Below are 11,620 nucleotides of genomic sequence, written 5' to 3'. Positions count from 1 at the left end.
CATATAAAGCCATATTGATGCGATTGATGACATAGTTGGGTCAGTTTGAATGCTATTAAAGCTATGATTTTTATAGCTTTTGATTTTGTAACATTGTATGTAAAACCAAACGCCTGCTATTCATCGTATTAGCTGTAACAGATTCTTACAAATGTCACATTTTTCTTGGTATTAATCTTGTTAGTATAGAAAGTAGAGAAGGCTAGAAAATTTTTTAATAGGTGAAATCGTTATGCAAACGAAGGTACTAAAATGGATATTCCCTGTCGCAGCTATTGTTGTTGGGATGATGGGCGCACAGGGCATCAATGCTTTGGCAAATGAGCCGGATGCAAAGGAGCAGGTAGATACTAGACCTGTTGTTGCTGTAGAAGCGGTTTCAGCACTTGACCATCAAGTTGTCATTAACAGCTATGGTGAAGTTCAACCTTTTGAAAGTACTAGACTTTCAGCTCAGGTTTCAGGCGAAGTAGTCGCTTGGCACGACAACTTCGTAATCGGTGGCATTGTCGCCAAAGGCGAAGTGTTACTGAGTATCGAAAAAGATAACTATGAAGCGGCTGTCTTACAAGCAGAAGCGGAAGTAACACGTGCGGAAGCTAAACTGATTGAAGAACAAGCACTTGCAGATGTTGCAGCCGATGAAGCAAAACGTTTCCCAAGTAAAAAACACACCGACTTATTCCTTCGTAAACCGCAGCTTCTAAGTGCTCAAGCCGCTTTAAAGTCAGCTAAAGCAGCACTTAAGCGTGCACAACGAGATTTAGACAACTGTGATGTAGTTGCGCCGTACGATGCGTTGATTGTTTCTCGTGATGTGGGTTTAGGTCAGTTTGTCAGCATGGGTAGTAGTATCGCACAGCTAAATAATATTGAGCATGCAGAAGTGATCATTCCGGTTGCAGGGTTTGATAGCGCCTTTTTACCAGAGCGTATTGAGGGCTTAGACGCGACGATCACTCAATCGGGCTTAAACGGTTTTACCCGCTCTGCAAAAATTCACCGTGATTTAGGTGTGGTTGATAAAGCAACGCGTATGGTAAATCTGGTTGTTAGAATTGCAGATCCATATGGGTTACAGACGCAACAGCCACAAGTGAAGTTTGGCTCATACGTACAAGTAAACTTCTCTGGTAAAACGTTAAATAGCATCTATCGCTTGCCGCAAGATCTGGTCAATAACAACACCGTATGGTTGTTAAATAGCGAAGGCCAACTTGAATCTCGCAAGGTGCAGGTGATCCGTGAAGAAGGTGAATATTTCTACGTGAGCACAGGCCTGAAAGACAACGAAAAACTGGTAACTACTTTGCCTGAATACCCGCAAACAGGTATGTCAGTAAAAGTTGCTGGTTCAGATTCATCTAAAGCTGAAACCACAGACAAGCTTTAAGGAGTAGCAGATGAGTCAAGCTGAACTTGAAAAGCAAACCGGTTTAATTGCTTGGTTTGCGAAAAACTCGGTGGCGGCCAACTTATTGATGGTTTTCATCATCATTATTGGTTTGTACACCTATAACACCATTCAAAGACAGATGTTTCCGAATGTAGAGATTAACTACATTACGATTGCGGCAAACTACCCAGGTGCTTCACCGCAAGAAATCGAAGAAAGTATTCTGATGAAGATTGAAGAGGCCTTGAAAGATGTCACTGAAATCAAAGAAGGGGTGTACCGCGCAAACCGAAATGGCGGTAGCGCGACGTTAGAAATTGATCCAGACGTTGAACTAACTGACGTGCTAGATAAGGTAAAATTGCGTGTCGATGGCATTGCGACTTTCCCTGCAGCTATGGAACCGGTCACCATTAATCAGATTGAATTCCAGCAGCAAGTCATAGAAATGACTTTATCGGCTGATTTACCGTTGACCGAATTAAAGCCGATGGCAAAGCGCATTGAGGATGAGTTATTGCAACTCAATAATGTGTCATTGGTGGACGTGAGTGTCCCTTTAGACGAAATCGCCATTGAGATAAAACCAGACATGCTGCGTCAATATGGTTTAACCATTAATGAAGTGGCAAGCACTATTCGCAACTACTCTGCTAACTTTTCGGCAGGTCAGCTACGAACTGACTCAGGTATTATTTCAGTACGTATTGAAAACCAATCTTATAACGGTGACGAGTTTCGTCAACTACCGGTAAAAGTGGGTACACATGGTGGTAAAGTGCTTTTACGTGATATTGCAGTCATCAAAGACGAATTTACTGAAGGCGAGCGTTACTTCAAATTAAACGGAAAAAATGCGGTATTTATTTCTGTTAAGGCAACCAAAGAACAAAACATGGTGCCGGTTGCTGAATCAGTTAAAAAGTTTATTGAACTTAAGAATCAAGAGCTACCAGTTGGTGTTGAATTGGAATCCATTGTGGATATGACCTATTACTTAAATGGTCGTCTAAACATGATGAAGACTAATCTACTACAAGGCATGTTCTTAGTGACCCTAATGCTGTTCTTATTTTTAAGATTTAAGTTGGCAATGTGGGTAACCATTGGTATTCCAGTATGTTTTCTGGGGGCAGTTATGTTGATGCCAGTGCTGGGTATTACCATTAATGTGACTTCATTATTTGCCTTCATCATGGTACTGGGTATCGTCGTTGATGATGCAATCGTAATCGGTGAGAGTGCTTACACAGAAGTAGAAAAAAAAGGCTCAGGTGTCCACAACGTTATTGTGGGTGCAAAACGCGTTGCGACGCCTGCAACATTTGGTGTTCTAACGACCATGGCTGTATTTGCACCACTTATGTTTTCTACGGGTCCAGAAAGTGCCAACTTTATTAATATTGCCGGCGTAGCATTGCTGTGTCTATTCTTCAGCTTGATTGAATCTAAATTAATACTGCCTGCGCATATCGCTGCGATTAAGTTCAAGCCGCTTAAAGAAGATAGCTGGCGTCATAAGTTCAATACTAAGTTCTTTGGGTTTGTGAATGGGCCTTACCGTCGTTTCGTCACACTTTGTGTAGAGTGGCGTTGGACTGTTTTATGTGCCTTTATTGGTATGTTTATCGCCAGTATCGCGTTGAGTAGCAGCGGTATGTTGCGCACTCTGTTTTTACCAAAGATCCCGCATGATTTCCCTAGCATCAATATCACGATGAATGACAACGTGTCGGATGAGCAAACCATTGAGGCATTGAAAAAGCTTGAGACTGTGGTGCTGAATGTCGATAAGCAAGTTCAGCAAGAGTATGGTGTCTCAATGTTGCGTGATGTCATGGTGTTTAATGAAGGTCGTACTGAGGGTAAGTTACTCGCCCCGCTGGTAGATGAAGAAGAACGCCCGTTTAACACTTTCGAACTAACGCGTCGTTGGCGTGAGCAACTCCCTGAAATTGCAGGTATGAAGTCTATCCAAATTGAAGATGAAGTAATCAATATGGGCCAAAATGGTGACTTCGGTTACCTATTATTTGGTTCTGACATAGATACGTTGAATTCGGCTGGTCGTCGATTGATCAGCATGCTGCAAGCTGAAAAAGGCGTCTTTGATGTGAGTTCAACCATTGATCCTGCCAGTAAAGAGATCCAGTTAGCTCTCAAACCGGTTGCTTATGAGTTGGGTTTAACTCTACGTGATATAGGTTCTCAAGTGGGTGCAAGTTTTTACGGTGGTGAAGCGCAGCGCGTGATCCGTAATGGCGAAGAAGTGCGCGTTATGGTGCGCTACCCTAAACTGACTCGTGAGGCATACTCTTCATTGAAGCATACTGTGATAAAAACGCCCCAAGGGCGTGAAGTGATGCTAGGTGATGTGGCTGAGATCTCTGAAAAACCGGGTATCAGTTATATTCGTCGTGAAGACGGTTACCGTACTGTGTATGTGTACGGTAATATCGATGAAGAGGTCGTAGAACCTAATGCTGTTACCAAGCGCATTGATGATGAAATATTACCTGAGCTTATTAAGATGTTCCCGTCTGTTAAAACTAAGCTGGGTGGTGCGATTGAAGAGCAGCAAGCCCAAACCAATGAGCAAATCGTATTTTTCATAATTGGTATGCTACTGGTTTATATATTACTGGCAATTCCGCTTAAAAGTTACTCTCAGCCACTGATTGTTATGTCTGTTATTCCGTTTAGCTTGGTCGGAGCGTTGTGGGGCCACCTTGCATTTGGCTTAGATTTGAGCTTGATGTCACTTTACGGGATCATTGCCGCAGCGGGGGTTGTTATCAATGACTCGCTAGTAATGACTGATTTTGTAAACCAATCTCGTAAAGCGGGTCACTCAATAAAAGAGGCGGTGATTGAAGCCGGTTGTGCAAGATTCCGTGCGATCACGCTTACATCAATCACAACTTTTGTGGGCGTATTGCCGATCATGTTTGAAACCAGCTTACAGGCAATGTTTGTAATTCCAATGGCTGTGTCTCTGGGCTTTGCCGTTGTGTTTGCGACCTTAATCACATTATTACTGGTACCGTGTTTGTATATCATACTGACTGATATTGGTAATATATTCGGTAAGGGTGGAAGCTTGATTAAGCGTGCTGGTAATACGATTAAGCCTAAAGGTAAAGTACAAAATATCTGATACCTTAGTTTAGAGAATATCTAGGCCAGCATATGCTGGCCTTTTTTATGTAGAACATGAGTTTATATACAAAAGTAGTAGTTAATATTTGTTTTGCAGTAAAAAGGTTGAGATTGAGGTGTCTCTCGTTATAATTTAACTTCGTTCTTTATTTTGAGATAACTATGCTAAGGCGCCAATTGATACTTGATGAATGGCAACAGATATCAGTATTAAAACAGAATCGTCAACTGTATGTGGGCGATGCTGTCACTGCGCATTTTTTCACGCCAGAAGGTGAAGTAGAAGCGTTACAGCTCACTTTAAACATTGCCTATAACGCAATGCAAACATCACAATATTGGACGCGTGAACTTGCAAATCTCATTAACTTTCATTTGCCTCTCGTGAAGGTGGGAAAAAAAGCTTTATTGGGCTGGGAAGTGGGCTACGGAGAGTTACCTGTCTTTAGCCACCCAAGTAGTGGTATTACCGAGTTCGAACTCAGCTACCAATGTACGGCCAAGCCGAAAGCGCGAAATAGTGAAGCGCACACGCAAAACATCTATCCTCAGCAGCCGCAAAACTATCAACCAGGTACCAAAGTATGGCATCCAGCAACAGGGCGTTATTACAAGTGTAAAGCCTGGCCATTTAGTGAATATTGCCGTGATATCAGCGGTGACTTCGAACCTGGGGTTGGCGCTTTGTGGGAAATGGCTTGGGAAGTGTGCTGAGGTATATCGCATCCCCTTTTCAGGTAGTTTGACTATGGTACACTGCTGCTAATTAACTTATTTAAGGAAAGGCAAGTGAGTCAGTCTATTTCAGCCCCAATCGCAAAAAAAATCCCCCATGTTTTAGAGACGCATGCAGAGCAACGCGTCGATAATTATTATTGGATGCGCGACGATAATCGCCAAGACCCAGAAATACTGGCGCACTTAGAGGCTGAAAACGACTATCTAAAAGCGGTCATGGCACCCCACGATACTTTAAAAGATCAACTGTTTGAAGAAATGAAAGGGCGTATTGTAAAAGACGACAGCTCAGTACCAGTAAAAGATGGTAAATATTGGTATATGAGTGAAGTTGCAGGTGACAACGAATATGCGTTTCACTATCGAGCAGACAATGCCGAGATGCAAAACAAGCAGTTGCTGCTGGATGTCAATGAACTTGCTGCGCCATACGAGTATTATGATATTGGCGATATGGCGGTGAGCCAAAACGATGAACTGATGGCCTATAGCGAAGATACTGATGGCCGACGTATTTATAAAGTTAAGTTTATCAACTTAGAAAGCGGCGAATATCTGTCTGATGAGTTAGAAAATACCGAAGGCCAAGTGGTGTGGGCTAATGACAATCGTACGGTTTTTTATGTAAAAAAAGACCTACAAACTCTACTAGGCTTTCAAGTGTTCAGACATGTTCTGGGTACGCCTCAATCAGATGACGTGCTCGTTTATGAAGAGCAAGATCGTCAGTTTTATATGGGCTTAGGAAAAAGTCGTGACGATAGCCAAATCTATATTTATCTAGCAGCAACCGAAACATCAGAACAGTGGGCGCTCGATGCTAATAATCCGGAACAGGCATTTGAGTTATTGTGCCCGCGTTTAGAAGGCCATGAGTTTGGTATTGATAAGTTTGCAGAGCAGTACTTCATTGTCTCGAACCACCAAGCAAAAAACTTTAAGCTCTGTACAGCAAAGCTAGAGGATATCGCTGATATTACAAAATGGCAGACACAGATTGCACACAGAGGCGATGTATTGATTGAAGGGTTAGAGCTTTTCAATAGCCACTATATTGTGACTGAACGTTATTTAGGGCAAACACGTTTTGTCGTACATGACTATCAGGGTGGTAGCCATACATTGGCATTTAATGATGTGTGTTATAGCGCGCATATGGGCAATAATCCTGAGCCAGAATCAACTGCCGTGCGCATTCATTATTCAAGTCTGACTACGCCGAGTAGCGTGTATGAATGCGACCTAGCCACAGGTGAAAAGCAGTGCTTAAAGCAGCAGCAAGTACTCGGAGGTTTTTCTGCGGATGACTATGCCTCTGAGCGCCTACACATTACGGCGCGAGATGGCGTAAAAGTGCCTGTTTCTTTGGTATATAAAAAGTCATTATTCAAAAAAGATGGCTCTAATCCTATGCTGCAGTATGGCTATGGCGCTTATGGCATCACCATAGATCCAAACTTCTCGAGTAATACTCTGAGTTTATTAGACAGAGGGTTTGTTTATGCCATAGCGCATATTCGCGGCTCTGAAATGTTAGGTCGAGAATGGTACGAGCAAGGCAAAAAAGCCCATAAGCAGAACTCATTTAATGACTTTGAAGATGTGACCCGTAGCCTTGTTGAACAAGGTTATGCTGATGCGCATAAAGTCTTTGCTTCTGGTGGCAGCGCGGGCGGTTTGTTAATGGGGGCAGTGGTAAACCAAGCGCCACAATTGTATTTAGGGGTAGGATGTCACGTGCCATTTTTAGATGTGCTCACGACTATGCTTGATGAGTCAATCCCGCTTACGACGAATGAGTATGACGAGTGGGGTAATCCAAATAACGAAGCTGATTATCAAACCATAAAAGCATATTCACCGTACGATAATCTGAAGCAACAAGCCTATCCAAATATATTAGTCACAACGGGTCTACACGATTCGCAAGTGCAGTATTGGGAGCCGATGAAGTGGGTCGCGAAATTACGTGAAACTAAAACAACAGGCTCTTTATTGTTATTCAGAACGGATATGGGGTCTGGTCATGGCGGCGCAAGCGGTCGCTTTAAACGCCTTGAGGAAATTGCCCTAGAACAGGCATTTTTTATTAGCCTGCTTGAACAGGCGTCATGATAAGACGCTATACTTTTAAATGTCTAAGACGGGCTGTGACCTTAACAGCCCTGTTTTAATAGGGGTAAAGATGAAGTTTAAAGCACACGGTTTATGGCGTGTTCATATTGAAAATGCGACGATTTATATTGCTTTGAAAGGTGGTTTCAATCGCGAAGGGGTGATTGATTTTCAAAATGATATTATTAAGCGTGTTATGTCAGAGCCAACACCTTGTGACAGTGCTGTACTGAATTTATCTGAATTTGAAATGAGTACCTCAGATAGTTTGGAGGCAACTAAAGAATATTTCGAAGGGGTAAAGCAACGAGGTTATAAATGGGTCGACTATATAGGTGTTAACCCAATTGCGGAATATAATCTAAAGCAGTTGTGGCAAGGAGCAAAAACAGAGATCTGTTTTTACCCCGATGAGAAGACTTATATTAGTGCTAAGCCTGAGCATATTAAGCCTTTAACTGAACTATCCCAAATAAGCTTTGAGCATCCACACTAGTTTTTCTTGCTCTTTAATATAGTCGCTCATTAGAGCGGCTGTACCTTCATCTTCTGCATCACTTGCCACACCTAAAATCTCGCGTTGCTGTTTTAGTAATAGCGTGAAACCATTCAGTAGTGTTGTCACCGCTTCATTACCATCTGTGATGTTTTTCGCTTCTTGAATTTCAGCATGCTCTAAGTAATCGCTAAATGCATGCAGTGGCTGGCCACCTATGGTTAGGATACGTTCCGCTAGCTCATCTACTTTTAACAATAATTGGTCATAAATCTCTTCAAACTTTAGGTGCAGTTCAAAAAAGTTTTTGCCTTTGATATTCCAATGAAAACCACGCGCATTCATGTATTGAATTTGATAATTACTTAATAAGCCATTTAGTTTTACTGCTAGGTCTTCACTTGCTTGTGTTGATAAACCGATATCGCTGAACTGTGTCATGTTATTTACTCCTGTTGTTTGCATGGGAGTAAGTATGGGGTATGTGCTTTGATTGGTCTAACGGGATAAAACAATAACTGCAATTCAAAAAAGCGATTGATTAGGTGTTATTAATCTATGGAATAAAGCTTGCCAACATTAGCTGGTTTGTTTGCTTTTTGACCTGAAAATTGATCTATCACAAGTTAGTGATAGGAGGTATAAATACCAGAAATAGAACTTGATTTAGGTCAATAATCATACAGGCATGACGCGCATAATGACTCTGTAAACAGACAAAAATCAATGGGTGTCATCATGGAACTAAAAACACAATCACAACATAAAGCAGAAATCACCGTTGTCGTTATCGCGCTACTGGCATTTGTCGTCGGTCTTGTTGGTCATTTAGCAGGTGCGAGCTTCGCAAACTCAGATGCATTTGGTTATATTGCAGCACCAATCCCACTGATCACAGGTATTATCGCATTTGTGGCTTATAAAATTGCAGAAAAAGGCGATCACTAAGCAAGTACTAAAGTCATTCAGAATCAGTTAGAAGTGATAGTACATAGTCGGTGACTTTGCGTGAATAAATCATACTGGTATGGCTAACATGAAATACTTTGTGTTCTGCCATACCCTGTAGTTTTGTTTCTTCTAATAATACTGTGCCATCAGAGCTACTGCCTTTTTGTAAAATAGGCATCAGCCCCAAAGGTAAATCACCAGCAATGCTGTAAAGCCTTGCCTTGTAGGGCCAATCTTGGTTGTCTGAGACCAAGAACTCCACACTGTTTTTTAAAAAAACATCGAGCCCTTTTTTATGCATCTGTTTAGCAAATATGCTGCCTTTATGGGGCGTACCCAAAGTGATGACCTTCTCAACCTGCTCACTGGTTCCTGAGTGGTTATCTAAGTATGCACGCGCAATTAATCCGCCCATTGAGTGGCAAACAAGCGCAGCGCTATCATTGCCAATAAAGTCATCGATTTGAGAGAAAATCTCTGACTTATCAGGGCTAAGGGTATTGTAAGTAAGATTTAAAATCTCAAACTGATGTTTTTTAAGTTTGTTGCACAATGGCTGCATCACGAAGCCAGACATATAAAGTCCATGCAAAACGATGATTTTATGTATTGCCATTGTGCCTCCAATTTAAGGCTTCCCTGTTAAGTTGAGATTACTCTAACAAGTGAAACTGAGCCAGCGCTTAATTAATCGTTGAAAAGCAATTACAGTTTAAGTTTTACCAATGATAACCACTATTTCCAGATGGTAGGGATAATGTGCACACTTTGTTCTTCATCGCTTACCCAAATTTCACCATCTTGCACTGTCACGGTTAAATTCATTCCACGTTTTGCCATCGTCGCAAGTTGTGATGTTGCTTCATACGGTAAACTGATAACCGATAGATTATCGTGGCTATAAAGCTTAGGCTGATTCTTTTGCCACCAAATCTCTTGGTTGTTTTCGCCATAACAATAAAGCACAACGTCTTTAGCACGATTACAGGCTTTCTTAACGCGCTTTTCATCTGGCAGACCTAGCTCTATCCAAAGATCAATCTCTTCATTATAGTTTTTTAACCAAACTTCAGGCTCATCATCAGCACAAAGACCTTTGGTGAATTCCAAGCGTTCTTGGTAGTGAAGCGCAAATGCTAAAATGCGGATCATTAAGCGCTGTTCATTTTCAGAAGGGTGTTGCGCTACCGTTAGAGAGAGTGTTTCGTATACGTGTTTATCCATATCGCTCAAAGCGAGTTGCGCTTTGATGATGGTTGATTTTAAAGCCATTGTCTTTGTTCATACTAATAAGAATGACAGCAGTATACATGAGCAAAAGCGTTTAAATACGATTTTATCAACGAGGTTGTTTAGTGTTTTTGCTGATTTTTGCGTAAAATAACGCAATCAATTTTTGTCGAACAGAATTTAGGAGCGCAAGTATGGCCATTCAGTGGTTTCCTGGGCATATGAACAAGGCTCGCAATGAGATTAAAGAGATCATGCCGCAAATGGATGTGATTATCGAAGTTTTAGATGCGAGGATCCCGTATAGCAGTGAAAACCCAATGGTGTCTGCGCTTCGAGGTGATAAGCCGGTCATCAAAATTATGAATAAAGCCGACTTGGCTGATCCTGAGCTGACTAAGCAATGGATGGACTATTTTGAACAAGAAAGTGGTGTAAAAGCCATTGCGTTTGGCCATGATAAAGGTGCCGAAGTTGCTAGGGTAAACGAACTTTGTAAAAAGCTCGCTCCACATAAAGTGGGTGCAGATAAGCAGCTAAAAGCCATGATCATGGGTATCCCGAATGTAGGGAAGTCGACTTTAATTAACCACCTTGCTGGTCGTATCGTGGCGAAAACCGGTAATGAACCTGCGGTTACTAAGTCACAGCAGCGTATTCGTCTAGAAGATGGCATCATGCTCTATGACACACCAGGCATGCTATGGCCGAAAGTTGAAAATGAAAATTCGGGTTATCGTCTAGCGGCGACTGGTGCAGTAAAAGACACGGCGATGAATTACGAAGAAGTCGCCAGCTTTACCGCTGAATACTTGCTAACTGCTTACCCTGAATTATTAAAGTCACGTTATAAAATTGATGAATTACCGGAGCAAGATTGGGAGTTCGTCGAAATGGCGGGGCGTAAACGTGGTTGTATTCGCGGTGGCAACCAAGTTGATACGCATAAGATATCTGAAATCTTAATCAATGAATTACGAGATGCCATTATTGGTCGTATCACCATGGAAACACCTATCATGCGTGATGAAGAAGAAATTATGGTTGGTGAGCTGCGCGCTGCGGCTGAAGCGAAAAAAGCAGCAAAAGAGGAAGAGAAAAAGCTACGTAGAGCAAGAGCGCGTAAGAACCGCCGCTAAAACACTCACGTATATTGCAGACATAAAAAAAGCCCGTTCAGGGCTTTTTGTGTTTCATATCTACCGTCACCGATATGAGCAATGTAGCAAGTAAAATGTGTTTGGAGAAAAGTGAAGATATCGCGAGGGGCGTTGCGATATCTCACTCCCTACCATGGCTTTAACGTGGCAACACGTGTTTCGGGTCGAGAAACAAATTAGAGTAAAGTAACAAAGTAAGCCGTCAACCTCGCTTTGTTGAGATTGATTATCAGTTAGATTATTGGATGTGTCAACAGTCTTTTTGAAAATAATTCTCATTTATTTTTGGGTTGCTGAACTCGGGAATTACAGGCATAAAAAAAGCCCAATTATGGGCTTTTTGACTTTTCATATCTACCGTCACCGATATGAGCA

10 protein-coding genes are annotated in these 11,620 nt (G+C 41.9%); 7 read left to right on the top strand and 3 right to left on the bottom strand.

The window, feature by feature from the left end; all coding sequences use genetic code 11:
• The first annotated feature begins 232 nt into the window (after window positions 1-232).
• The 5 genes from ABMY35_RS02500 (at window position 233) to ABMY35_RS02480 (ending at window position 7,904) form a co-directional block, all read left to right on the top strand.
• Window positions 233-1,393, top strand: a complete 1,161-nt coding sequence (locus ABMY35_RS02500) for an efflux RND transporter periplasmic adaptor subunit (RefSeq protein ID WP_349284871.1) — start codon at window positions 233-235, stop codon at window positions 1,391-1,393.
• Window positions 1,394-1,403: 10 nt separating this feature from the next.
• The gene (locus tag ABMY35_RS02495) at window positions 1,404-4,553 is read left to right on the top strand and encodes an efflux RND transporter permease subunit (protein ID WP_349284870.1); all 3,150 of its coding nucleotides are present in this window, start codon (window positions 1,404-1,406) and stop codon (window positions 4,551-4,553) included.
• Window positions 4,554-4,717: 164 nt separating this feature from the next.
• Window positions 4,718-5,269, top strand: a complete 552-nt coding sequence (locus ABMY35_RS02490; protein WP_349284869.1) for a hypothetical protein — start codon at window positions 4,718-4,720, stop codon at window positions 5,267-5,269.
• A 75-nt stretch (window positions 5,270-5,344) separates the two neighbouring features.
• Window positions 5,345-7,408, top strand: coding sequence for a S9 family peptidase (locus ABMY35_RS02485; protein ID WP_349284868.1), 2,064 nt, complete (start codon window positions 5,345-5,347; stop codon window positions 7,406-7,408).
• A gap of 70 nt (window positions 7,409-7,478) precedes the next feature.
• A complete protein-coding gene (locus tag ABMY35_RS02480) occupies window positions 7,479-7,904 on the top strand; it encodes a hypothetical protein (RefSeq protein ID WP_349284867.1) in 426 nt (141 codons plus the stop codon).
• On the opposite strand, the gene ABMY35_RS02475 is transcribed toward ABMY35_RS02480, so the two are convergent.
• Entirely contained in the window at window positions 7,872-8,345 is a 474-nt protein-coding gene (locus ABMY35_RS02475; RefSeq protein ID WP_349284866.1) for a Dps family protein, read from the bottom strand. The two genes, ABMY35_RS02480 and ABMY35_RS02475, sit on opposite strands and share 33 nt — an antisense overlap.
• A gap of 297 nt (window positions 8,346-8,642) precedes the next feature.
• On the opposite strand from ABMY35_RS02475, the gene ABMY35_RS02470 reads away from it, so the two are divergent.
• Entirely contained in the window at window positions 8,643-8,852 is a 210-nt protein-coding gene (locus ABMY35_RS02470) for a hypothetical protein (RefSeq protein ID WP_138477677.1), read from the top strand.
• Between the two features lie 13 nt (window positions 8,853-8,865).
• Here ABMY35_RS02470 and ABMY35_RS02465 read toward each other — a convergent pair whose 3' ends face one another.
• Both ABMY35_RS02465 and ABMY35_RS02460 read right to left on the bottom strand, forming a co-directional pair.
• Entirely contained in the window at window positions 8,866-9,471 is a 606-nt protein-coding gene (locus ABMY35_RS02465; protein WP_349284865.1) for an alpha/beta hydrolase, read from the bottom strand.
• A gap of 119 nt (window positions 9,472-9,590) precedes the next feature.
• Window positions 9,591-10,127, bottom strand: a complete 537-nt coding sequence (locus ABMY35_RS02460) for a YaeQ family protein (protein ID WP_349284864.1) — start codon at window positions 10,125-10,127, stop codon at window positions 9,591-9,593.
• Window positions 10,128-10,279: 152 nt separating this feature from the next.
• Here ABMY35_RS02460 and ylqF point away from each other — a divergent pair, with 152 nt between their 5' ends.
• Window positions 10,280-11,224 (top strand): ribosome biogenesis GTPase YlqF, encoded by a 945-nt coding sequence (gene ylqF, locus ABMY35_RS02455; protein WP_349284863.1) that lies wholly within the window; start codon window positions 10,280-10,282, stop codon window positions 11,222-11,224.
• Window positions 11,225-11,620: the final 396 nt, after the last annotated feature.

Source organism: Pseudoalteromonas sp. BZB3 (assembly GCF_040104455.1).
Lineage (GTDB): Bacteria > Pseudomonadota > Gammaproteobacteria > Enterobacterales > Alteromonadaceae > Pseudoalteromonas.
This window is presented reverse-complemented; position numbering and strand designations above follow the sequence as displayed.

What these genes read in the sequence shown, in the direction of transcription:
- ABMY35_RS02480 (WP_349284867.1), top strand. Translation starts at nt 7,479, where the DNA reads ATGAAGTTTAAAGCACACGGTTTATGGCGTGTTCATATTGAAAATGCG.
- ABMY35_RS02500 (WP_349284871.1), top strand. Translation starts at nt 233, where the DNA reads ATGCAAACGAAGGTACTAAAATGGATATTCCCTGTCGCAGCTATTGTT.
- ABMY35_RS02495 (WP_349284870.1), top strand. Translation starts at nt 1,404, where the DNA reads ATGAGTCAAGCTGAACTTGAAAAGCAAACCGGTTTAATTGCTTGGTTT.
- ylqF (WP_349284863.1), top strand. Translation starts at nt 10,280, where the DNA reads ATGGCCATTCAGTGGTTTCCTGGGCATATGAACAAGGCTCGCAATGAG.
- ABMY35_RS02470 (WP_138477677.1), top strand. Translation starts at nt 8,643, where the DNA reads ATGGAACTAAAAACACAATCACAACATAAAGCAGAAATCACCGTTGTC.
- ABMY35_RS02460 (WP_349284864.1), bottom strand. Translation starts at nt 10,127, where the DNA reads ATGGCTTTAAAATCAACCATCATCAAAGCGCAACTCGCTTTGAGCGAT.
- ABMY35_RS02465 (WP_349284865.1), bottom strand. Translation starts at nt 9,471, where the DNA reads ATGGCAATACATAAAATCATCGTTTTGCATGGACTTTATATGTCTGGC.
- ABMY35_RS02490 (WP_349284869.1), top strand. Translation starts at nt 4,718, where the DNA reads ATGCTAAGGCGCCAATTGATACTTGATGAATGGCAACAGATATCAGTA.
- ABMY35_RS02475 (WP_349284866.1), bottom strand. Translation starts at nt 8,345, where the DNA reads ATGACACAGTTCAGCGATATCGGTTTATCAACACAAGCAAGTGAAGAC.